This is a genomic window from uncultured Oscillibacter sp. (assembly GCF_900544955.1).
GTDB lineage: Bacteria > Bacillota > Clostridia > Oscillospirales > Oscillospiraceae > Oscillibacter.
Genome location: NZ_UQXD01000013.1, coordinates 1 through 22,775, shown reverse-complemented (window position 1 = coordinate 22,775; position 22,775 = coordinate 1). Strand labels below are relative to the sequence as shown.

At 65.0% G+C, this 22,775-nt stretch carries 23 protein-coding genes; 6 read left to right on the top strand and 17 right to left on the bottom strand.

All coding sequences use genetic code 11. The features are described 5' to 3' along the window. Nucleotides 1-44: 44 nt before the first annotated feature. Complete coding sequence (locus QZS21_RS04795; protein ID WP_295580856.1) at nt 45-1,358, bottom strand: MATE family efflux transporter; 1,314 nt, start codon at nt 1,356-1,358, stop codon at nt 45-47. Nucleotides 1,359-1,486: 128 nt separating this feature from the next. Between QZS21_RS04795 and QZS21_RS04790 the strand changes: the two genes are divergently transcribed. Further along, nucleotides 1,487-2,305 (top strand): MerR family transcriptional regulator, encoded by an 819-nt coding sequence (locus QZS21_RS04790; RefSeq protein WP_295580854.1) that lies wholly within the window; start codon nt 1,487-1,489, stop codon nt 2,303-2,305. Nucleotides 2,306-2,364: 59 nt separating this feature from the next. Here QZS21_RS04790 and QZS21_RS04785 read toward each other — a convergent pair whose 3' ends face one another. Next, nucleotides 2,365-2,952 (bottom strand): helix-turn-helix domain-containing protein, encoded by a 588-nt coding sequence (locus QZS21_RS04785; protein ID WP_295580852.1) that lies wholly within the window; start codon nt 2,950-2,952, stop codon nt 2,365-2,367. A 232-nt stretch (nt 2,953-3,184) separates the two neighbouring features. Between QZS21_RS04785 and QZS21_RS04780 the strand changes: the two genes are divergently transcribed. Both QZS21_RS04780 and QZS21_RS04775 read left to right on the top strand, forming a co-directional pair. Continuing rightward, on the top strand, nt 3,185-5,419 hold the full coding sequence (locus QZS21_RS04780; protein WP_295580850.1) for a hydratase: 2,235 nt from the start codon (nt 3,185-3,187) through the stop codon (nt 5,417-5,419). A gap of 1 nt (nt 5,420) precedes the next feature. After that, complete coding sequence (locus QZS21_RS04775; protein WP_295580848.1) at nt 5,421-6,644, top strand: NADP-dependent isocitrate dehydrogenase; 1,224 nt, start codon at nt 5,421-5,423, stop codon at nt 6,642-6,644. A 45-nt stretch (nt 6,645-6,689) separates the two neighbouring features. Here the strand turns inward: QZS21_RS04775 and QZS21_RS04770 are convergent, their stop codons facing one another. The 3 genes from QZS21_RS04770 to QZS21_RS04760 all read right to left on the bottom strand — a co-directional run bounded on the left by QZS21_RS04770 (nt 6,690) and on the right by QZS21_RS04760 (nt 8,515). Continuing rightward, complete coding sequence (locus tag QZS21_RS04770) at nt 6,690-6,887, bottom strand: DUF6774 domain-containing protein (RefSeq protein ID WP_295580846.1); 198 nt, start codon at nt 6,885-6,887, stop codon at nt 6,690-6,692. 135 nt (nt 6,888-7,022) lie between these two features. Then, on the bottom strand, nt 7,023-8,204 hold the full coding sequence (locus QZS21_RS04765) for a DUF2812 domain-containing protein (RefSeq protein WP_295580844.1): 1,182 nt from the start codon (nt 8,202-8,204) through the stop codon (nt 7,023-7,025). After that, a complete protein-coding gene (locus QZS21_RS04760; protein ID WP_295580842.1) occupies nt 8,201-8,515 on the bottom strand; it encodes a PadR family transcriptional regulator in 315 nt (104 codons plus the stop codon). The genes QZS21_RS04765 and QZS21_RS04760 overlap by 4 nt, the downstream gene beginning before the upstream one ends. A 186-nt stretch (nt 8,516-8,701) precedes the next feature. Between QZS21_RS04760 and QZS21_RS04755 the strand changes: the two genes are divergently transcribed. The 3 genes from QZS21_RS04755 to gdhA all read left to right on the top strand — a co-directional run bounded on the left by QZS21_RS04755 (nt 8,702) and on the right by gdhA (nt 11,902). Further along, nucleotides 8,702-9,484 (top strand): cell wall hydrolase, encoded by a 783-nt coding sequence (locus tag QZS21_RS04755; RefSeq protein ID WP_295580840.1) that lies wholly within the window; start codon nt 8,702-8,704, stop codon nt 9,482-9,484. Nucleotides 9,485-9,547: 63 nt separating this feature from the next. Then, complete coding sequence (locus QZS21_RS04750; protein WP_295580838.1) at nt 9,548-10,339, top strand: TIGR04255 family protein; 792 nt, start codon at nt 9,548-9,550, stop codon at nt 10,337-10,339. Between the two features lie 213 nt (nt 10,340-10,552). Then, complete coding sequence (gene gdhA / locus QZS21_RS04745; RefSeq protein ID WP_295580836.1) at nt 10,553-11,902, top strand: NADP-specific glutamate dehydrogenase; 1,350 nt, start codon at nt 10,553-10,555, stop codon at nt 11,900-11,902. 88 nt (nt 11,903-11,990) lie between these two features. On the opposite strand, the gene QZS21_RS04740 is transcribed toward gdhA, so the two are convergent. The 12 genes from QZS21_RS04740 to QZS21_RS04685 all read right to left on the bottom strand — a co-directional run. Then, a complete protein-coding gene (locus QZS21_RS04740) occupies nt 11,991-12,668 on the bottom strand; it encodes a GntR family transcriptional regulator (RefSeq protein ID WP_295580834.1) in 678 nt (225 codons plus the stop codon). Nucleotides 12,669-12,779: 111 nt separating this feature from the next. Further along, nucleotides 12,780-13,577 (bottom strand): TatD family hydrolase, encoded by a 798-nt coding sequence (locus QZS21_RS04735; RefSeq protein WP_295580832.1) that lies wholly within the window; start codon nt 13,575-13,577, stop codon nt 12,780-12,782. Nucleotides 13,578-13,600: 23 nt separating this feature from the next. Beyond that, a complete protein-coding gene (locus QZS21_RS04730; protein ID WP_295580830.1) occupies nt 13,601-13,975 on the bottom strand; it encodes a DUF1667 domain-containing protein in 375 nt (124 codons plus the stop codon). Continuing rightward, nucleotides 13,972-15,228: an NAD(P)/FAD-dependent oxidoreductase gene (locus tag QZS21_RS04725; RefSeq protein ID WP_295580829.1), complete on the bottom strand. Its 1,257-nt coding sequence runs from the start codon at nt 15,226-15,228 to the stop codon at nt 13,972-13,974. Before QZS21_RS04725 ends, QZS21_RS04730 begins: the two co-directional genes overlap by 4 nt. Continuing rightward, on the bottom strand, nt 15,221-16,708 hold the full coding sequence (locus tag QZS21_RS04720) for an NAD(P)/FAD-dependent oxidoreductase (RefSeq protein ID WP_295580827.1): 1,488 nt from the start codon (nt 16,706-16,708) through the stop codon (nt 15,221-15,223). The genes QZS21_RS04725 and QZS21_RS04720 overlap by 8 nt, the downstream gene beginning before the upstream one ends. A gap of 28 nt (nt 16,709-16,736) precedes the next feature. Next, the gene (locus QZS21_RS04715) at nt 16,737-18,017 is read right to left on the bottom strand and encodes a TRAP transporter large permease (RefSeq protein ID WP_295580825.1); all 1,281 of its coding nucleotides are present in this window, start codon (nt 18,015-18,017) and stop codon (nt 16,737-16,739) included. 2 nt (nt 18,018-18,019) lie between these two features. Then, nucleotides 18,020-18,484 (bottom strand): TRAP transporter small permease, encoded by a 465-nt coding sequence (locus QZS21_RS04710; RefSeq protein WP_295580823.1) that lies wholly within the window; start codon nt 18,482-18,484, stop codon nt 18,020-18,022. A 79-nt stretch (nt 18,485-18,563) separates the two neighbouring features. Further along, on the bottom strand, nt 18,564-19,559 hold the full coding sequence (locus QZS21_RS04705; RefSeq protein ID WP_295580821.1) for a TRAP transporter substrate-binding protein: 996 nt from the start codon (nt 19,557-19,559) through the stop codon (nt 18,564-18,566). Between the two features lie 324 nt (nt 19,560-19,883). Next, nucleotides 19,884-20,813 carry a cysteine synthase A gene (cysK, locus tag QZS21_RS04700; protein ID WP_295580819.1) on the bottom strand — a complete coding sequence of 310 codons (930 nt, stop codon included), beginning with the start codon at nt 20,811-20,813 and terminating at the stop codon, nt 19,884-19,886. A gap of 124 nt (nt 20,814-20,937) precedes the next feature. Then, complete coding sequence (locus QZS21_RS04695; RefSeq protein ID WP_295580817.1) at nt 20,938-21,771, bottom strand: DUF4179 domain-containing protein; 834 nt, start codon at nt 21,769-21,771, stop codon at nt 20,938-20,940. Then, a complete protein-coding gene (locus QZS21_RS04690; RefSeq protein ID WP_295580815.1) occupies nt 21,768-22,259 on the bottom strand; it encodes an RNA polymerase sigma factor in 492 nt (163 codons plus the stop codon). The genes QZS21_RS04695 and QZS21_RS04690 overlap by 4 nt, the downstream gene beginning before the upstream one ends. A gap of 118 nt (nt 22,260-22,377) precedes the next feature. Beyond that, nucleotides 22,378-22,775 (bottom strand): ABC transporter permease (locus tag QZS21_RS04685; protein ID WP_295580813.1); only part of this gene is annotated, 398 nt, incomplete at its 5' end.

The window sequence follows — 22,775 nt, the reverse complement described above, 5'->3', positions numbered from 1 at the left end:
TGCTTTTTCCGCGGAGATGCTCTATAAGTAGAAGAAAATCTCCCTCAGGTGCGCAGGCGCTCCTGCCGGAAGTGGCGGCGGGCCAGCAGGCCCGTGACCACCAGGCACAGCGCCTCCGACACCAGCGGGCTGTTCCAGATGCCCGCCTCCCCGAACAGCGCGGCCATGAGCAGAAGCGAGAGGGTGATGATGACCAGGCCCCGGCCAAGGGAGATGGCCAGGGAGTAGCGGGGGCGCTCCACCGCCGCGAAAAAGCCGGCCATCACCACATTCGCCCCCATGAGCAAAAAGGCCCTCGCGTACACCCGCAGCGCATGGGCGGAGTAGCGGAACAGCGCACTGTCCGGGTCTTTGATGAAAATGCCCGTGATGCGGTCCGCCCCCAGCAGCACCAGGACGAAGGAGAGCACCGCAAGGCAGCTGCTGACCACCAGGCCGTCCCGCAAAAACCGGAGATAGACCTGCGGCTGCTCCCGTCCATAGTGATAGCTCACCAGCGGCTGCATCCCCTGGGTGAGGCCCGTCATGGTCATGAGCACCAGCGTGTTGACGTAGGAGACGATGGTGTAGCTCACAATGCCCACCGAGCCGATGACCCGGAGGATCATCTGGTTGAACAAAAAGGTGGTAATCCCCGCGGAGAGCTCCGTCATGCCGTCGGCCAGGCCGATGGGCAGAATCCGCCGGTAGATGGACAGGTCGAAGGAGAACCGGCCGAAGTGCAGCTTTTCCCGGTGGCGGAGAAAGTAGCACACGAACACGGCCGTGGACGTCAGCTGGGAGAGGCCGGTGGCAAACGCCGCCCCCCGGATCCCCCAGTGAAAGTGCATCACAAACACGTAGTCCAGCAGGACATTCATGATGCCGCAGGAGGCCACCCCAATGGCAGAGACATGGGGCGCGCCGTTGGTTTTGACCAGCACCTCCAGATTGTAGGAGACGATAAAAAACACGGCAAAGACGGAGATGGTGCGGACGTACTCCATGGTATAGTTCAGGGTGTCGCCGGAGGCGCCCAGAAACCGGGCGATGGGCTCCAGCTCCAGCAGCGTGAAGGCCGTCAGGCAGAGGGAGAAGCAGATCAGCAAAAACAGGTTCTGGTTGAAATATTGAAGGGCCTTTTTCTGCTCTCCCCTCCCCAGGCAGATGGCCACCACCGTGGAGGTGCCGGTGCCGAACAGCAGGCCCACCGCGAAAATGCACTGCACGTAGGGGATGGACAGGTTCACAGAGGCAAGGGCCGCCTCCCCCACGCCGCGGGCCACGAAAATGCCGTCCACAATGGTGTATAACGAGAAAATCCACATGGAGACGATGGAGGGGACGACAAACTTCACAAACTGTTTCCCTTGTTCCATAGGACGCCTCCCTCGCCGAAATTAGCTAATTTCTACAAAAATTAGCTTTGTTTTTGGAATATTTTGTACTTGTGAGTCGAGTATAAACCCTCGTACAATCCGAATGTCAATAGGCGGAGGCGATTTTTTTGAAAGATTTCTACAAGATCTCCGAACTCTCCCGCTTGTACAACCTGCACACGGACACGCTGCGCTATTACGAGGAGCAAAAGGCCCTCAATCCCCTGCGCGGGGAAAACAACTACCGCATGTACAGCATTCAGGACATCTGCAACCTGAACATCATCCGCAGCCTGCGGAATCTGGCCATGCCCATGGAGAAAATCAGCAGGTACATCAACACCCGAACCGTGGACTCCACCCTCCAGCTGCTGGACATGGAGGTGGCGCTCATCGACAGGCGGATCAGCGATCTGACGGAGCAGCGGAAAGAGGTGCTCAAGCGGGCCAAAAAGATCCAGACCACGCTGCGCCGGCAGGTGGAGTCCTTCGAGCTGCTGCAGCTCCCCCCGCGCGCCTACTTCGTGCTCAAAGAGGACCTGATCCTGGAGAAGGAAATCGATTTCATTTTGAAAAAACTGGAAAAGAAGCACGAGAACGTGCTCCACATCGTGGGCGGCAGCCAGCAGATCGGCGCCGTGGTGGACATGAACTACGTCCAAAAGGGCATCTACAACCACTTCTCCTCCGTGTTTTTCATTGTGAGCGAGCTGGAACAGTGCGACGCCGTTCTGCCGGGGGGCTGCTATGCCTCCACCATCTACAGCGGGGAATACGAAAATCTGGCCCGGATGCTGCCGCGGCTGCTGCAATTTGTGGAGGAGCAGGGGCTGTGCACCGACGGCGCCCCCTTGGAGCTGTACCGCATCGACGCCCACGAGACCAACGACTCCAAGGAGTACAAAACCGAGGTGCAGGTAAAGGTAAAACCCAGACGCCGGCCGTAAAGGGGCAAAAAGAGGGGGACGAGAAATACTCGTCCCCCTCTTTTGATTGCGTGCGCCGCTTACAGCGGCACTTCAAACAGCCCGTCCCGGCTGCAGCAGAGATAGAGCCGCCCGCCGCCCCGGAGCTGGGGCATGCGGAATTCCCCGCCCTGCTCCGGATACAGCCGCACCAGCACCACCCGGTCCGCGGCGGTGCAGGCGGCAAAGCGGATGAAGTGGCCCTTCTCCATCGGATGGCGGAAGGTCACATACCAGTCCTCCTCCACCTCCTGTACGCAGGCGGCGTGGTCCCCGTCCGCCGGGCGGGGTACCAGGGGCTCCAGCTTCCGGCCGCAGCAGTGGAGCTCCCCGCCGCCCGTGGCGGTGAGGATGTTGCCGCAGTCCGGGCACACATAGAATTTGACACGTTTCATATTTCCAACCTCCGCTTTCTCCGGCGCCAGGTCCCCGGCCAGCAGCCGCACCACGCTGACGCCGAACAGACGGGCAAGCGACGGCAGCAGGCTCACGTCCGGGCACCCCTGCCCCCGCTCCCATTTGCTCACCGCCTGGGTGCTGACGCACAGGTGCTCCGCCACCTGACGCTGGGTCATGTCCCGCTCCTGCCGCAGCCGCAGCAGCAGCGCGCCGATTTCCTTGCTGTTCATCCCGCTCACCTCTCCCCTAGGATACCCCACAGGCGGCGGGTTTGCAAGCAACGCTGCGTTGATACGGGCGCGGCAAAACCGCGGGGCTTTTCCCGCCCCTTTCTGGGCGAGTTTCCCAAATTTGCAAGTTGACCCTCCTTTTCTTGCAAAATGACTTTGCAAGCGGGAAAATCTGTGCTATATTGATGGGCAAGAAACGCCGGCCCCCGGCCGGGATTGCAGGAGGTCCCCTATGATCACTCTCCACGACAGCGGTGTGTTCCTGGTAAACGGCGCGCCCAGCGCCGCCCCCCTCTCTGCGGAGGAGGGCCGGCGGCGCACCATGGCCTGGAACATCCTCCAGGCCCACAATGTCTCCGGCGACCCGGAGCAGCTGCACATTCGCTTCGACGCCATGGTGTCCCACGACATCACCTACGTCGGCATCATCCAGCAGGCCCGGGCCTCCGGGATGCGGGAATTCCCCCTCCCCTACGCCCTGACCAACTGCCACAACAGCCTCTGCGCCGTGGGCGGCACCATCAACGAGGACGACCACGTGTTCGGCCTCTCCGCCGCCAAAAAATACGGCGGCATCTACGTCCCCGCCAACCAGAGCGTCATCCACTCCTATGCAAGGGAGCAGCTGGCAGGCTGCGGAAAGATGATTCTGGGCTCCGACTCCCACACCCGCTACGGCGCCCTGGGCACCATGGCCGTGGGCGAGGGCGGGCCGGAGCTTGCCAAGCAGCTGCTGAAAAACACCTGGGACGCCAAATACCCCAAGGTGGTGCTGGTCTATCTCACCGGCGCCCCCCGGCGGGGCGTGGGGCCCCACGACGTGGCCATCGCCCTGGTGAAGGCCACCTTTGCAAGCGGCTTTGTCAACAACTGCGTGTTGGAATTCGCCGGGCCCGGCATCGCCGCCCTGCCCATCGACTTCCGCAACGGCATCGACGTGATGACCACCGAGACCACCTGCCTCTCCTCTATCTGGGAGACGGACGGGGAGACCCGGGCATTTTATGAGACCCACCGGCGGGGGAGCGAGTACCAGGCGCTGCACCCCGGCGACGGCGCCTACTACGACAAGTACATCGAAATCGATCTGGGCGCGGTGGAGCCCATGATCGCCCTGCCCTTCCACCCCTCCAACGCCTGGACCATCCGGGAGTTCCTGGCAAACGCGCCGGACATCCTGGCCCAGGTGGAGGCGGACGCCCAGGCCCGGTTCCCCAAGGCGAAGGTGCGCCTCACCGACAAAATCCACGACGGCGGCGTGTGGGCGGACCAGGGCGTGATCGCCGGCTGCGCCGGCGGCCTCTTCGACAACATCACCGAGGCGGCGGACATCCTCGCCGGGGGCAGCTGCGGCAACGGCTACTTCTCCCTGGACGTGTACCCCACCAGCGTGCCCGTCAGCCTGGAGCTGACGAAGACCGGCGCCACGGCGGCCCTGCTGGAGAGCGGCGCCCTCATCAAGCCCAGCTTCTGCGGCCCCTGCTTCGGCGCCGGGGACGTGCCCGCCAACAACGGCCTCTCCCTGCGGCACACCACCCGGAACTTCCCCAACCGGGAGGGCTCCAAGCCCGCCGAGGGCCAGTTTGCCGGGGTGTGCCTGATGGACGCCCGGTCCATTGCCGCCACCGCCCGCAACGGCGGCAGAATCACCGCCGCCACGGACATCGACTACGATCCGGTGCGGCGGGAGTACCACTTTGACGACGGGATTTACGGCCGGCGGGTGTACAACGGCTTCGGCAAGGCGGAGCCGGAGACGGCTCTCATCATGGGCCCCAACATCACCGACTGGCCCCAGGTCCAGCCCCTGGCGGAGAATCTGCTGGTGGAGCTGGCGGCGGTACTCCGGGACGACGTGACCACCACCGACGAGCTGATCCCCTCCGGCGAGACCTCCTCCTACCGCTCCAACCCCCTGCGCCTGGCGGAGTTCACCCTCTCCCGCCGGGAGCCCGCCTACGTGGGCCGGGCCAAGGCCGCCGCCGCCCTGGAGGCGGAGCGCCTGGCGGGCAGGGCCCCGGCGGCGCTGAAGGCCCTGCTGAGCCGGGTGGGCGGCGAGGCGCTGCTGGAGCGCACCCAGTTCGGCTCCTGCATCTTCGCCAACAAGCCCGGCGACGGCTCCGCTCGGGAGCAGGCCGCCTCCTGCCAGAAGGTGCTGGGGGGCCTGGCCAACATCTGCTACGCCTTCGCCACCAAGCGCTACCGCTCCAACTGCATCAACTGGGGCATCCTGCCCTTCACCCTGGACCCGGACACCCCCTTTGACTGCCAGAACGGCGACTGCCTGTTCATCCCCGGCATCCGCGAGGCCATCCGGCGCGGGACGGAGGACATCCCCGCCACGGTCCTCCGCGCCGACGGCGGCCAGTCGGAGCTGCTGCTCCACGTGCGTGGCCTGACGGAGGACGAGAAGCAGATCCTTCTGGACGGCTGCCTCATGAATTACTATGCAAAGAGGGGGAACTGACATGGAAAAGATTCAGATGACCACGCCCCTGGTGGAGATGGACGGCGACGAGATGACCCGGGTGCTGTGGGCCATGATCAAGGAGAAGCTGCTGCTGCCCTTCGTGGCGCTGAAAACGGAGTACTACGACCTGGGCCTGCTGCACCGCAACGAGACGGCGGACCAGGTGACGGTGGACGCCGCCTACGCCGCCAAGCGGCTGGGCGTGGCGGTGAAATGCGCCACCATCACCCCCAACCGGGCGCGGATGGAGGAGTACCCCCAGCTGACGGAGATGTGGAAGAGTCCCAACGGCACCATCCGCTCCATTCTGGACGGCACGGTGTTCCGCGCCCCCATCTGCATCGACGCGGTGAAGCCGGTGGTGAAGAACTGGAAAAAGCCCATCACCATCGCCCGCCACGCCTACGGCGACGTCTACAAGGCGGTGGACCTGGAGACCACGGAGCCCGGCACCGCCACCCTGACCTTCACCGGGGAGAGCGGCCGGACCCAGACCCTCACCGTGCAGACCGTAGACGGCCCCGCCGTGTGGCAGGGGGCCCACAACAAGGCCGCCTCCATCCGCTCCTTCGCCCGAGCCTGCTTCCAGTACGCCGTAGACACCCAGCAGGACCTGTGGTTTTCCACCAAGGACACCATCTCCAAGGTCTATGACGGCGCCTTCAAGCGCATCTTCGAGGAGGAGTACCTGTCCTACAAGGACCGGTTCGACGCGCTGGGCATCACCTATTTCTACACCCTCATCGATGACGCCGTGGCCCGGGTCATCCGCAGCGAGGGGGGCTATATCTGGGCCTGCAAGAACTACGACGGCGACGTGATGAGCGACATGGTGTCCACCGCCTTCGGCTCCCTGGCCATGATGACCAGCGTGCTGGTGGCCCCCGACGGCACCACGGAGTTCGAGGCCGCCCACGGTACCGTCACCCGCCACTACTACCGCTACCAGGCGGGGGAACAGACCTCCACCAACCCCATGGCCACCATCTTCGCCTGGTCCGGCGCCCTAAAAAAGCGGGGTCAGCTGGACGGCCTGGCGGATTTGACCGCCTTCGGCGAGAAGCTGGAGCAATCCTGCTTCGACACCCTGAACGCCGGCATCATGACCAAGGACCTGGTGGGCCTGGTGGAGCCGGGCTTCCCCGCCACCGCCGTCACCAGTGAGGCGTTTTTGGACGCCGTGGCGGATCGCCTGGCGGAAAAGCTGGGCGCAGGCGCCTGATCGAGAAAAAACCGTCCCGTGAGCTGCCGCTCACGGGACGGTTTTTCACACCGCGCCGGTCAGATCATCGGCGGCGGCCGCCGCGTTGCCGGAATCCAGATTCTGGAGCGCGGCGATGACCGACAGCGTGGTGCCCAGCTGAGTGAACAGCAGGGCCACCCGGGTCAGGTCCTCCGGCTTCATGCACTTTGCCATCGCCGCCGCCAGGGCATAGACCCCCGTGCTCTGTTCCAGCGCATCCACGGCCTCCCCCTCCTCTCCCTGCAAGTCTATGCAGGGGCGGGGGACGGCTTGCGCAATTCCGGACATCCGGCGGGGCGGGAGCGATCCGCCGCCGGGGCGGGCTGTCCCGGCGGGCGGGCCGCGAAACCGGCGCCCCTACTTCTCCCCCAGGCAGTCCGCCAGGACCCGCCCGGCGGTCCGCAGGTCCGTGGGGCCCTCGTACTCCACCGCCAGCACCTGCCGCCCCAGCACCGCCACCGCGTACTGCCGCTCCCCGCCCTCCCGGCTCCACCAGAGGGCATCCAGCTCCGGCGCGGCCACCGGCTCCAGCGCCCCATGGGGCGAGACCCCCAGGGACCCGGGCCGGGACAGGCATAGCTCCGCCGCCAGGCGGCGGGCCAGGGTGGGCGTCAGCATCCGGTAGTAGGTGCTCCCGGCCCAGGCGCCGCCGCCATCCGGCAGGGGCAGGAACTGCCGCACCTCATACATCCGGGGCGCCAGCTCGTGGACCTTGGTCTTCACGCGGAAATACTCCGGCTCGCCGCCCCCCGTCTCCAGCGCCCGCAGGTCCAGATAGACCGCCTCCGCCCGGGGCGCCCCCGTCTGCCGGTCCCGGGCCTGCCAGCCGCCGGAGAGGCTGGAGCCCTCGATGTTCCGCCCATTCAGCAGCGGCAGCACCAGCATGACGCACACCAGCGCCGTGACCAGCCGCCCCAGCCACAGCTGGCCCCGGTAGGGCCGGGGCCGCTCCAGGGCCACCCCCGCCGACAGGGACCGCAGCAGCCGCCGCATACTGCGCACGTCCTGCACCACCAGCGCCGCCAGCAGCGGAAACAGCGCCAGCCACACCGCCAGCCGCCCCGGCATGTCCGCCAGGAGGTCCATCAGGGGCGTCCCGCTCCAGCGCCAGCTCCAGACGGACAGCCCCAGCAGCACCGGCAGCAACAGCGCCATCTCCGCCGTGGAGCGGACCATCCGCCGCTTCAAATACCGGTAGCCCTCCGCCTGCACCACCGGGTCCGTGTCCAGCTCCGGCGCGGCGGGATCGTCGCACCGCCACACCCAAAATATTCCCCGCAGCACCCCGGCGCAGCGCCAGCCCATCTCGCCGTACAGCGCCTCCCGCTCCGGGTCCAGGGTCTCCTTCCTCCGGGCCAGGGGCTGGAGCCGGTAGCGGCAGGCCACAGGCTCCCCCTGCTCGAAAACCGCCTTCCCCCGGCGGACGCCCGACATCAGCCAGCCCTCCCGGGCCCGGTCCTCCAGCCAGGTCTCCGTGGCCGCCACATCGTAGGGGAAGGCGGGGCAGGTCTCCAGGCTATCCCTTCGCTCCTCGTTCATAACAGCGCCTCCCGTTCTCCGTCCGCCACGCACAGCCGTAGGCGGCTCAACTCCTGCCGGTACAGCCCCCGGCCCCGGTCCGTGATGGCGTAGGTCCGCTTCCGCCCCTCCACCGCCGTCTCCCGGATGAGGCCCTCCTCTTCAAATTTTGCCAGGATGGTGTACAGCGTCCCCGGCCCCAGGGCCACCCGGCCCGCCGTGGTGTCGTCCACATACTGGACGATCTCCGTGCCGCAGCGCTCCCGGCGCAGCAGACTCAGCAGCACATAAAACATGCTCTCCGTCAGGACTTTCAGCGGTTCCCTCGCCATCCGGCCACCTCCAATATCGAAACGCGATATCCTCTGTCCTCAGTATAATATCGTCTTACGATATTGTCAACCCAGATTTTGGCGGAGCCAGGGGTTTCCTGCCCTGGCAGGTTTTGAGGGTTGCTTCCTCTCCCTGGTTTTTTGTATGCTGGAATAGCATCTACACCACAGAAAGGAAGAAACACCATGAAACGAACACTTCTGTGCGGTCTGCTGGCCGCCGCCACCCTCTCCGCGACGGCCCAGGCGGCCAGGACGGTTCCGGTCCAGGTGGACGGGGACCTCCTGCCGGGCGCCGCCCACCTGGACCAGGGCGTTACATACGTCCCCCTGCGCAGCCTGCTGGACACCCTGGGCGGCTGGGAGCTGCACTGGGACAGCGCCTCCGCCCAGGCGGTAGCCCAGTCCGGCGAGCGCCGTCTGACGGCGAGCCCGGCGGCGGGCACCGTGACCCTGGACGGCATGGCCTACCCGGGCCTGGTCTACGTGTCGGACGGCCGGACCTACGTGCCGCTGCGGCTGGTAGCCAACCTGCTGGGGGGCGCGGCGGTATGGGACCCCTATCTGGACGGCGCGGCGGTGACCTCCGCCGGCGCGGACTACGACGCGGTGGAGCTGTACTGGCTCTCCCGGATCATCAGCGCCGAGAGCCGGGGCGAGCCCATGGAGGGCCAGATCGCCGTGGGCAACGTGGTTTTAAACCGGGTGGCCAGCGACGAGTTCCCGGACACCATCCCCGCCGTCGTCTTTGACCAGTCCTACGCCACCCAGTTCGAGCCGGTGGACAACGGCACCGTGTACAACACCCCCGCCGCCCAGTCCGTGGAGGCGGCCAAGCGGGTGCTGGACGGGGAGGAGACCGTGGCGGACGCGCTGTATTTTTACGCCCCCGCCCTCTCCCAGGGCGTCTGGATCAACGCCAACCGGCCCTATTTCACCACCATCGGCTGCCACCGCTTCTACCTCTGATTGACTTTTTGCACGTCCGGGGCTACAATAGCAGTATCCTTCAGACAAAGGAGCATTGAAACCATGCTGTTTTCCGATCATTCCAGAAGCCTCTATCAAAACGCCCCGGTGCATGAGGTCATCTGCCAGCTGCGCTTTCCCACCATCCTCTCCATCAACACCACGGAGCCCGCCGACTTTCAGGAGGCCATCCGGGAGGACTTCCCCCAGTACGCCCGCCGCCAGGACACCGTGCCCCCCAAGGTCACCGGTCTGGGCGGGCCCAACCCCCAGGTGGAGCAGCAGCCCCCCATCTCCAACTACACCTTCCTCTCCGCCGACGGGCGCTGGAAGCTGAACCTGACCCGGGACTTCATCGCCCTGTCCACCCTCCGCTATCCCGGGTGGGAGACCTTTGCCAACCATCTGGACAAGCCCCTGGCCGCCTTCATCCGCCTCTACCAGCCCGCCTACTTCCAGCGGGTGGGCCTGCGGTACCTGAACCTCTTCTCCCGGGCCAAGCTGGGGCTGGAGGGAACGCCCTGGGCGGAGCTGATCGCCCCGGCCTACACCGGCCCCCTCCAGGAGCCGGACGCCGTGGAGGAGAACGTCCTCAACTGCGGCTGCGACCTGGTGCTCAAGCTGGACTCCAGCTGCCAGGCCAAGATCCACGCCGGCCCCGGCCGCCTGAAGCCCGGCCCCAACATCCCCGAGGACCCGGAGGTGAAGTATATTTTCGACATGGACCTGTCCATGAGCGGCAACGTGCCCTGCACCCTGTCCGCCGCCGGGCTGGAGACCCTCCACGCCCACGGCACCCGCCTGTTCGAGGGCGCCGTCACCGACCGGCTCCGCAGCGCCATGCAGCCGGACTGAGGGAGCGGAAATCGCAATCAAAAACCGGCCAAATCGTCCGTGAAGTGTCGATTTGGCCGGTTTTTTGTTCGGAATACCAGCATTTCGCCGTATTTTTCCAAGAGATTTTGGTGATATTGTATTCTGTACAAATTCCCGCAAGTTCGTTATCCTAAGTAGGTAGGAAAATTTATCGCGTTAAACTCGAAAAGGAAAGAAAAGGGGCACACAATTATGTTGAAAAGTGAGTACCTGCAGCGCGTCTACCATCAGGTCGTCACCCGGGACCCCGACCAGAAAGAGTTTCACCAGGCCGTGTTGGAGGTTCTGGAGAGCCTGGACCGGATCGTGGAGAAGCACCCCGAGTACGAGGCGGGCGGCGTCATCGAGTCCTTCGTGGAGCCGGAGCGCGTCGTCTCCTTCCGGGTCCCCTGGATGGACGACCAGGGCAAGGTCCAGGTGAACCGGGGCTACCGGGTCCAGTTCAACTCCGCCATCGGCCCGTACAAGGGCGGCCTGCGGTTCCATCCGTCCGTGAACCTGTCCATCCTGAAGTTCCTGGGCTTTGAGCAGATTCTGAAGAACAGCCTCACCGGACTGCCCATCGGCGGCGGCAAGGGCGGCAGTGACTTCGACCCCAAGGGCAAGAGCGACAACGAGGTGATGCGCTTCTGCCAGAGCTTCATGACGGAGCTGTACCGCCACATCGGCCAGTTCACCGACGTCCCCGCCGGGGACATCGGCGTGGGCGCCCGGGAGATCGGCTACCTGTTCGGCCAGTACCGCCGCCTGCGCAACGCCCACGAGGCCGGCGTCCTCACCGGCAAGGGCCTGACCTACGGCGGCTCCCTGGCCCGCACCGAGGCCACCGGCTACGGCCTGTGCTACCTGACCGAGGAAATGCTCAAGTGCATGAAAAACGAGAGCTTCGCCGGGAAGACCGTGGTCATCTCCGGCTCCGGCAACGTGGCCATCTTCGCCACGGAAAAGGCCACGGCCCTGGGCGGCAAGGTGGTGGCCCTCAGCGACTCCAACGGCTATATCCACGATCCCAACGGCATCCGGCTGGACGTGGTCAAGGACATCAAGCTGGGCCACCGGGGCCGCATCCAGGAGTACGCCGACCGGGTCCCCGGCAGCACCTACACCGAGGGCTTCCGCGGTATCTGGACCATCCCCTGCGACATCGCCCTCCCCTGCGCCACCCAGAATGAGATCGACGAGGCGGCCGCCAAGAACATCGTCGCGGGCGGCGCCGTCGCCGTGGCGGAGGGCGCCAACATGCCCTCCACCCCCGAGGCCATCCAGGTGTTCCAGCAGGCGGGCCTCCTGTTCGCCCCTGCCAAGGCGGCCAACGCCGGCGGCGTGGCCACCAGCGCCCTGGAGATGAGCCAGAACAGCATGCGCTACGGCTGGACCTTCGACGAGGTGGACGCCAAGCTGCGGGAGATCATGGTGAACATCTTCCACAACGCCTACGACGCCTCCGTGGAGTGCGGCGCGGACGGCGACCTGGTGGTGGGCGCCAACGTCGCCGGCTTCAAGAAGGTGGTGGACGCCATGCTGGCCCAGGGGCTGGTGTGAGCGCCGGCTTCCGTTGACTCTACCGGGTTTGGAACCCAAAAAAGTCCGTTGCAGATCTCTGCAACGGACTTTTTTTATAGGAAAACGGTCACTCCACAAAAAAATCGAGAAAATCCTCCGACTGCTGCTGGAGGGACTCCATTTCGCCGCTGATATGGTCGGGGACAAACTGCTCGATCCCCTCCATGTCCCGCTCCTCCACCAGCCGGCGCAGCAGCCGGTGCTGCTCCAGCTTCAGCGCGCAGTGCCCCGGGATGGAGTACGTCAGCTTCCGGTAGCGGATGTAATCGGACTGCATGGCCTCCATGTTGTGCCAGAGCTTCTCCTTCTCGGTAAAGGCGTAGTACAGCTTGTGGTACTGGTTGCTGATCATAAAAAAGTCATTGGCAGAGGGGCCCCTGTCCACCTCCCGCTGCTGCTGTTCCAAATTCTCGTCCAGGTCCCGCAGGAAATCCGCCGTCCACGTGTTGGCCGCCTCTTTATAGATCGCCCGCTCCAGCTGCACCCGCAGAAAGATGATCTGCTGAATGCCCTCCCGGTCAATCAGGGAGACATAGGAGCCCTTCTGCGGAAAGATGTTGACCAGGCCGTCGCTCTTCAGCCGCATAAACGCGCTGTGGACCGGGGTGCGGGAGCTGTTGAACCGCTGGGCCAATTCATTCTCGCTGATCCTCTGTCCCGGCAGCAGGTGGAGCGACAAAATCTCTCCCTTCAAAAGCTGGTAGATGTCCTCCGAGGTATAGCTAGATATTCCATATTTTCCCATACATTTCCTCTGATTCAAACGTGATGACTATACTATAGCACAAATTCCCAGAAGGACAAGGACAAAATTTATGCTGCCGGAACCGGCAGCATAAATTTCACGGCAGGATATTCAGATACCGTAGGCGGCCCGGCAGTTCGTGCAGCAGACCTTCTCGATCAGCGCCTCGTCGGCGCCCCGGGTCCGCAGGGCAAAGGCCACCTTCGCCACCGCCAGGGGATCGGAGATCAGATCGGAGCTGTCGCTGTCCACCATCACCCGCTCGCTGTACCCCTTCAAAATCAGCTCCGCGGTGTTCTCCGGCGTCATCACCCGCCAGGGCTGCACGGAGATCGCCGCATGGGCGCCCGCCTCCAGCACCAGGTCGATATTGGCCTCCGTGCAGTGGTCAATCACCACCTTGGACATCTCCACGCCCCGCTCCCGGCAGATCTCCAGGGAGCGCTTCGTGGCCTCGATCTTCCGGTCCGGGGGATTGGGCACGTGGATGTCGATGACGACGCCGGCCTCCCGCACGATGTCCGCCTGCCGCTCCAGCAGCATCTGCTGATAGGCGGGGTCGCTGTTGGTCCTGGAGCCGGGCTCAAAGCCCACTTCGCCCACGGCCACCACCTCCGGCCGGGCCAGGTAGCCGGGCAGCAGGGCCAGCAGGTCCTCCAGGCCGTCCCTGGGGGTGGAAACCATGCTGATGCCGATCATCGCCCAGGCGTCGATGAGGTTCTGCCTGGCCCGGCCCAGCTGCTTTTCCACCTGGACGTCCCACATGTCCACCACCGTATCCCGGCTCACCGGCTTGAACGTGCCCAGATGGACCGGGGAGACGATTCCCCCGATGTTGTGGAGCGCCATCTCCTTCAAACCGGAGATGGAGAGGTCCGTCAAATGCGCATGCGCGTCAATATAGTACATAAAAAGCTCCTTTCAGCAATCCGTCAATGGTTCACTTCCGCCGTGCTGACCACGTCCACGCCGGTCCCCAGCAGATTGGGAATCAGCACCTGGCCGTACCGCACCGGCGCCTGCACCGTGGTCTTTGCGATGACCCCCATGGCCTCCAGCAGCAGCTTCTTCGGAATGGCGTCGCTGGTCTGCACGGGGAGCATGGGGTGCTCCTGGTCCTCCGTGACGATGGAGACGGTGCTGGTCAGCACCCGGACCGGATTGGTCACCTCCTGGGCCGCATACGCGGCCCCCCGCTTGCAGCGGTTGTTCTCGATCCGGACAATCCGGCCGTCGTCCTCCATGGTCACCTGGATCTTGCACGCAAGCGGGCACTCCACGCAAATCACTTCTCTGGTCTTCATCATACCGCCCTCTCTCCTTCACAGCTTACCACCAGCGTCCCCTGCACCCCCGCCAGGTCCGCGGTGGGGAGGTCAATCCGAATCTGCTCGCTGGGCCGCGCGAACTGGAAATGCCGGTGATAGATGTCTCCGATATGCACCGTGGCGTCGGCCAGCGGCCAGGTGACCCGCATGTAGAAGCTGACCGTCTCCTGCTGCTTGCTGATCTTGTTGGGCACCACGTAGCGGATGTTCTCTCCGGCCCGCACCGTGATGTTCAAATCCGGGCTCCGGTCCCCGTCGATGTACCGGGCGGCGTTGACGGCCGCCATGCCGGCGGACTCCGAGGCGTAGTCCGCAAGGTCGTGGACGTGGACCACATTGCCGCCGGCGAAGAAGCCCGGGGTGCTGGTCTGCCAGAGGTTGTCCACCACGGGCCCGCCCGTGATGGGGTTCATGGCGATGCCCGCCATTCTGGACAGCTCATTCTCCGGAATCAGTCCGGCGGAGATCAGCAGGGTGTCGGCGTCGAAGGTGACCTCCGTGCCGGGGATGTACCGGCGGTTCTGGTCCACCCGGGTGATGACGATCTTCTCCACCCGGTCGGTGCCCCGCACCTCCTTGATGGTGTGGCTGACGTACACCGGGATGTTGAAGTCCCGCAGGCACTGCACCTCGTTGCGGATCAGGCCGCCGATGAAGGGCATGATCTCCACCACCGCCAGCACCTTCGCGCCCTCCAGGGTCAGCCGCCGGGCCATGATCATGCCGATGTCGCCGGAGCCCAGAATCACCACCCGCCTGCCGGGCAGCCTGCCCTCGATGTTAATCAGCCGCTGGGCCGTGCCGGCGGTGTAGATTCCGGCGGGGCGGGTGCCGGGAATCCGCAGCGCCCCGAAGGAGCGCTCCCGGCAGCCCATGCACAGCACGGTGGCCTTGGGCCGGATCTCCAGGAGCTTGCTGTGGCTCAGGGCGGTGATCCGGTTCTCCCGGTCCACCCGGATGGCCATGGTCTTGGTCATGAAATCCACCCCCGCCCGCTGGGCGTCCTGCAGCATCTTGTAGGTATAGGCCGGCCCGGTGAGGGCCTCCTTGAAATAGTGCAGGCCAAAGCCATTGTGGATGCACTGGGGCAGCACGCCGCCCAGCTCCTCCGCCCGCTCGATCAGCAGCACGTTTTTCACGCCCTGCTCCTTGGCCCGGATGGCGGCGCCCAATCCGGCCGGGCCGCCGCCGATGACCGCCAGATCGGTCTCGTGCACCATCACGTTAGACATGTTCCGTCCCTCCCTTTTCAGCATGCGCTTCCCGGAATGCGGTCACCATATAGGACGCTCCGCCCTTCTTTGTAACCTCCTCGGGAGGGATGTTCAGCTCCCGGGCCAAAATGGCGATGACGCGCGGTCCGCAGAAGCCGCCCTGACAGCGGCCCATGCCCGCCCTGGTGCGGAATTTCACGCCGTCCACCGTGCGGGCGCCCCGACGGATGGCCTCCACGATCTCCCCCTCCGTCACGGTCTCGCAGCGGCAGATCACGTGGCCGTAGCGGGGGTCCTGCTCAATGAGAGCCGCCAGGTCCTCCGGCGCCATGTCGTGCACATGGGGCATGTCCCTGCGGCAGGGGTTGAATCCGGCGCGGGGCCGCAGATCCTCCCCATCGGCAACGCCGGGAAAGACCTCCAGCGCCAGATACTGGGCCATGGCATAGCAGGCCGTGAGGCCGGAGCCGCCCAGCACGAAGTGGAGGAAACGGGGCATTCCCTGCGCGGAGCGGATCACAAATTCCCCGCTCCCCGTGCACTGGCTCATCACCCCGCTGAAGGGGCGGATCACCGCCGCCGCGGGAACGGAGGGCACCAGCTTGCCGCTGCTCTGCAAGACGTGCTCCTCGATGCCCTCCTGGGTGGTGTGGCAGGCCTCGAAATCGTCCGTGGGCTTGATCTCCACCCCCGCCATCAAATCGCCGTACACGGTGGGGCAGATGAAGTCCCCCGGGGCGCCCACGTTGTTCAGCATCCGGATCACATGCCGGACGGCGCCCTCATAGTTCTTGTCGATGATGACCTTTTCCTGCCGGATCAGGGCCAGTTGGAAGGAGTCGTCCCCCACCATGGCCGCCACCTTGTCCGCATAGGGCCCCGCCGCGTTGACCACATACCGGGCCTCGAAGGCGCCCTGGTCGGTCTCCAGGGTGAACCGCTGCGCCGACCCGTCCCACCGGATGCTCCGCACGCCGCAGGAGGTGAAGACCGCCGCGCCGTTTTCCCCGGCATTTTCCAGCAGGCCGTACACCAGGCCCCAGGGGGAGAGAATGGCCGTGTTTTTGGTGTACAGGGCGGCGATCACGTCCCCGCTCAGGTTCGGCTCCATCTCGTGCAGCCGCTCCCGGTCCTCGATCAGCTCCACGTCCAGAAGGCCCAGCCGCCTGGCCGCCAGCATCAGTCCCTTCAGGCTCTCCAGCTGCCCCTGGTCAAAGGCCACCAGCAGCTTGCCGATCCGCTTGTACTTCACATCCAGGTCCGCGCACAGCTGCTCCATCATCGCGGCGCCCATCAGCTCGCCCCGGTTTTTCAGCGGGGTCAGGGGGTTGGTGGAAAGGCCCACGTGGACAATGGCATGGGTGCCCTTGGTGACCTCGCAGGCCACCTCGGCGTTTTTCTCCAAAACGGCAACGGACAGGTCGTACTTTGTCATCTCCCGAGCCACGGCGGCACCGCCGAGGCCCGCGCCGATGACAATGACATCAAAAGATTTCATATGGAAACACCGCCTTTTTCAACTTCGATCAGCCCATGATCAGATTCAGGGGAACCGTCACCAGCGACGGGAACGCAATGAACAGAATCAGCGTCACCAGCTCCACCATCAGGAAGGGGAACACACCCTTCACAATCTGGGTAAAGCTGATCTTGGCGACGCCGCAGCCCACATACAGCACCGTGCCCACCGGCGGACTGATCATTCCGATGCACAGGTTCAAGGTCATAATCAGCGCGAAGTAATAGGGGTCGATGCCCGCGGCGGTGATCACCGGGAACAGAACCGGGGCAAAGATCAGGATGTTGGGCGTCAGGTCCATGACCATGCCCATGAGGAACAGGAACACATTGATGACCAGCATCAGCAGCATGGGGTGGCCAATGAGGTTCCCAAAGAGCTGCACCGCCATGGCGGGAACCTGGGCAATGGTGATGAGCCAGGCCACGGCGGAGGCCGTTGCACAGATGAACATGACGGTGGCGGTGCTCTTGCAGGCGGCCACCAGGCTCTCCATCAGCCCCTTCCAGGTCAGCTCCTTATAGACGAACATGCACACCAAAATGGCATACACCACGGCGAAGGCGCCCGCCTCTGTGGGGGTGAAAATGCCCAGGCGGATGCCGCCGACGATCAAAATGGGCATGAACAGCGCCGGCAGCGAGGAGGCGATTGTCCGCAGCCCCTCCTCCCGGGTAAAGCGGACCACGTCGTGGTAGTCGTCGATCCGGACCACAAAGTACCACACCACCATCAGCGCGATGCCCAGGATCACGCCGGGGACGATGCCGGACATGAACATCCGGGAGATGGACAGTCCCACGCTGGTCCCCAGGACGATCATGGGAATGCTGGGGGGAATGATGGGGGCGATGATGGCGCCGGCGCAGATGAAGCCGCTGGCCCGCTCCTTCCGGTAGCCCTGCACCGTCATCAGCGGCAGCAGAATCCCGCCCAGCGCCGCGGCGTCCGCCACCGCGCTGCCGGAGAGGCCGGCGAAGATGATGCTGGCGACGATGGCCGTATAGCCCAGGCCGCCCCGGATCCGGCCCATGAGGACGTTGGCGAAATCCACGATCCGTTTGGAGAGGCCGCCCTTGGACATGATCTCTCCCGCCAGCATGAAAAACGGAATGGCCATCAGGGGAAAGCTGTTGACGCCCACCACCATCTGCTGTGCCAGGAGCAGCGGGTTGAACTGGTTCAAAAACAGCATCAGCACAATGGCGCAGCCGCCCAGGGCGATGGCGATGGGCACGCCGATCAGCAGGAGAACAAACAGCGCCGCCAGGAACACAAGCAGGCCCATCGTCAACCCTCCTTCCTGAAATAGCGCCGCACCACATCCACGGCCCAGAAGACCAGAATCCCGGCCGCCGCAATGGGCAGGGACACGGCCACCAGGGCGAAGTTGATTCCCGTGGCCACGGAGGGGTAGTTGGAATTGATCGTATTTTGGATGCCGCCCACAACGATCAGCGCCATGATGACAAACACGCAGACATCCCGCAGAATCGTAAAGAACAGCTTCCACCTGCCCTTCAGGCAGTCCGTAAAAATGGTGACGGACACGTGCTCGCCGGAGCGGTAGGCCATCATGATGCCCAGGTAGCTGATCCAGATGAAGCAGAAGCGGGAGAGCTCCTCGGAGCTCACCATGCTGGAGTTGAACACATAGCGGAGAACGGCGTTGTAGAAGGTCAGCACCACCATGGCCAGGAGTGCAAAGCACATCAGGCCGTTGATGATTTTCGTAATCACACCGGATGGTTTCACGGCATTCCCTCCCTATTCGTAATCTGCCGGAGGCGCTCCGCCCCGCCGCCCCGACGGCGGCGGGCGGACGCGGACGCACTCACTGGACGACTTCGATCTTCTCGATGATCTCCAGGCAGCCGGGCCACTGCTCCTCCGCCCAGGCGCGGGTGGGAATCTGGGAATCGCGCATCTCCTGGACAAAGGCCTCGTCGGGATACACCACTTCCAGGCCGTATTCCTCAAAGAATTTCAGGTTGTCGTTCTCCTCCTGCTCGGCGATGCCCCAGTCAAAGGCGATGGCGTCCGCCGCGCACTCCGAGAGAATCGCCTGCTGGTCGGCGGTCAGGGAGGCAAAGAACTTGGAGTTGATGTACCAGGTGTGCACGGTGAACATGTGCCGCGAGACCAGATAGGCGCTCTGCACCTCGTAATACTTGTTGGCCCGGCAGATGGAGGGGGAGACCTCCTGGCCGTCGCAGACCTTCTGCTCCAGCGCCGTGAACAGCTCCGTCATCGGCAGGGCCACCACGTTCACGCCCAGGTTCTCCGCCATGGTGACATACAGCGGGATGTTGGGAACCCGCAGGCGCATCCCCTTCATGTCGCTGAGGCTGTGGAACGCCTGGTTGGAGGAGATGGCTCGGAATCCACTGGGGCAGATGCCCAGCGGCGTGATGCCGATGTCCTCGGCCCCGGTGGACAGCGCCGCCATGATGTCCGGGTCGTGGAGGGCCTTCTTGGCGTGGTCCCAGTCCCGGAAGAGGAAGGGGAACTCCGCCAGGCCCACGTAGGGCATGTGGGTCTGCAGGGCGCCGCCCAGGATCGCCATCTCAACGGTCCCCTGGCGGATGCCGTCGCCCAGGGCCTCCTCGCTGCCCAGCTGGCAGTTGGGATAGACATCCACCTGGATGCTCCCCCCGGACCGCTCCTCCACCGCCTTTTTGAACTCGTACATGGATTTGGTCTCCGTCATGTCCTCGCCGTAGATGTTGGCCAGCTTGATGGTGATGGTCTTGGCCTCTCCGCCCCCGCCGCCGTCGCCGGAAGTGCCGGGGTCCGTGTCGCCTCCGCAGCCGGAAACCAGCCCTACCATGAGCACTGCCGTCAGTAGAATCCCAAGGGTCCGTTTCATTTTGATCACTCTCTTTCCATCAATATTGGGGCCTTTGCGCTCTATCTTGTCCCCTAGAACTCTTGAATACTAGAGTACAAGTTACGAACAAACCATATCGCAATCCGGTTTCCTTGTCAAGGACCCGCGACGCCATCCGCGCATTTTCTCCCAAACAGCAGATTTTTCGCCTCTGTTTTGTGATAAATGCCGGGTATCCGGCGCTTTCTCCGGGTCTGCGGCCCAAAAAAGCCCCCGCAGGGAAAGCCTTGGCTTTCCCTGCGGGGGGTCCGTCCCGTTCGGGCGTCACTCCTGAAACATGGGGGTGGAGAGATAGCGCTCGCCGGAGTCCGGCAGGAGGGCGACGATCACCTTGCCCCGGTTCTCCGGCCGCCGGGCCAGCTCCGCCGCCGCCCAGACGGCGGCGCCGGAGGTAATCCCCACCAGGATGCCCTCCCGGCGGGCCAGCTCCCGCCCGACGGCGTAGGCGTCGCCGTCCGCCACCGTCATGATCTCGTCCACCACGCTCCGGTCCAGGTTGCCGGGGACAAAGTTGGCGCCGATGCCCTGGAGGCCGTGGGGGCCGGCACGGCCCGCCGTCAGCAGCGGCGAGGCGGCGGGCTCCACCCCCACCACCTTCACGGCGGGGTTCTGCCCCTTCAGATACCGGCCGGTGCCGCTGATGGTGCCGCCGGTGCCGATGCCCGCCACAAAGAGGTCCACCCGGCCCGCCGTGTCCGCCCAGATCTCCGGGCCGGTGGTCAGGGCGTGGGCCTCCGGGTTGGCGGGATTGTCAAACTGCCCCGCCACGATGCTGCCGGGAATGGACCGGTGCAGCGCCTCCGCCTTCTCCACCGCGCCGGCCATCCCCTGGGCGCCGGGGGTGAGGACGATCTCCGCGCCGTAGGCGGCGATGAGCCGCCGACGCTCCACGCTCATGGTGTCCGGCATGGTGAGGATGACCCGGTAGCCCCGGGAGGCCCCCACCGCGGCCAGGCCGATGCCGGTGTTGCCGGAGGTGGGCTCAATGATGGTGCCGCCGGGGGCCAGGCGGCCCTCCGCCTCCGCCCGGGCGATCATGTGGGCCGCCACCCGGTCCTTGGCGCTGCCGGCGGGGTTCCTGCACTCCAGCTTGGCCAGCACCACCGCCTCCAGGCCGTGGGCGGCCTCGTAACGCGTCAGCTCCAGAAGCGGTGTGCGGCCGATCAGCTCCTGCATACTGCGGGCAATGTTCATAAACAGTCCTCCCTCTCTCCAATTGCCTCCATCATACACCCATTCTCCCCCGGACGCAACGCCCTTGCGCAAGCCGGAAGGCCGGCCGCCCTAGGGGCGGCCGGCCTTCCGGTGCCGAGGGGCCTTACGCCCCGATCTCAAACGCCACCGCGCCCAGGGCGCCGATGGCCACGGTGGCCCGGGGGAACACCACCACCGGGTTCCCAGTCTCGCTGATATAGAAATCCGTCTGCGCATCCACCGTGGAAAAGCCCCCCATGGACGCCTCAAAGTACACGCTGGGGTCCTCCGCGGCGGCCATCTGGGCGCGGATGCTGTCGTTGCAGACCGTCACCCAGTCCGGTCCCAGCAGGTCCGCCAGCGTCAGTTCCCGGACCGCCGCCAAATCCAGGTTGTAGAACACCTGCTCCTGGTAGGCGCTGGCCACGGAGACGTAAGAGGACACCACGAAGGACACGGTGGTGTCCGTCCGGGACTTCACCTCATAGTCCACGGAAACAGCGGTGTCCCGCCGGGCCCACTCCTCCTCGGTGCCGCCGGTGGCCAGGAAGGCCGCCTTGGCGTCCGCCACGATCTGCTCCGCCTGGGCCAGCCGCTCCTCCACCCGGCTTTGAATCTCCCGGTCGATCTCCTGGGCGAAGTCCGTGCCGGTGAGGCCGGGCTGGTTCACCTCCACGGTGCGGTCGCCGGTTTCGTCGGTGAAGCTGCGGACCGTCAGAATCTGAAACAGCCCGCCCAGCACCGGCACATCGGCGGCGGCCGCCGCCACCGTGGGGCTGAGGTTCAGGGTGCCCACCAGCACCGCGAAGCAGGCCGCCGCCGTGCCCAGGCCCCGCCGCCAGGCCCGCTTGGCCCGCTTGGCCCGCCCCTGGCGGATGCCCACCCGGACCCGACCCTCCAGCTCTTCGGGGATGGGGATCTCCTCGTACTCCCTCCGCGCGTCTCTCATCTCGTTCATGCGTGATCCACTCCTTCCATGTCCACCCGCAATTTCCGCAGGCCACCGTACAGCCGGGTCTTCACCGTGCTCAGGTTCCAGCCGGTGACGGCGCTGATCTCCCGGAGCGTCAGGTCCTCGTAAAACCGCAGCTTCACGACGGTCCCCACCTCCGGGGGCAGGGCGTCCACCCGCCGGGCCAGGCTCTCGTCCCCGGGCAGGGGGTCCTCGTAGCTGCCGGCGTCCAGATCCTCCGGCGGCAGGAACACCGTCCGCTGCCGCTGGCGCAGCTGGTCCATGCAGGCGTTGACCAAAATGCGGTAACACCAGGTCCGCGCGGCCTCCGCTGCCCGGAGCTCCTCCTGCTTTTCCAGCGCCCGGCAGACGGCGGTCTGCACCGCGTCCAGCGCCTCCTCCCGGTTGTGGAGATAGCTGTACGCCAGCCGGTAGAACCGGGCCTGTTCCTCCACCAGGAGGGCCGTCAGCGCCTCTTCCCGTTGCTTCTTCATTCCATCGGGTTCCTTTCTGTTGGTTTCTGTCTTACAGACGGCCCCGGAGGGCGAAAAGTTTGGATTCCCGCAAAAAATCTCCGCGGGCAGAGACTGCCCGCGGAGATATCGCTCCCGCTTATTCGTACCGCAGGGCGTCGATGGGGTTCAGCTTCGCCGCCCGGTTGGCGGGAAGGTAGCCGAAGAGAATCCCGATGCCCACGCTGACGCAGAAGCTGACGGCCACGGCCTCAAAGGTGGGAGTGGCGTTGAAGGTGACGTTGCCGCCCATCTGGGCCGCCAGCACCCCGCCGAACAGCGTGCCGATGCCCGTGGCCAAGAGACAGCCGAAGAGGATGCCCAGCAGCCCGCCGATGGCGGAGGTGGTGCCCGCCTCAATGATGAACTGGCTGCGGATGTCCCGGCGCTTGGCGCCCAGAGACTTGCGGATGCCGATCTCCCGCGTCCGCTCCGTGACGGAGACCAGCATGATGTTCATGATGCCGATGCCGCCCACCAGCAGGCTGATGGCGGCGA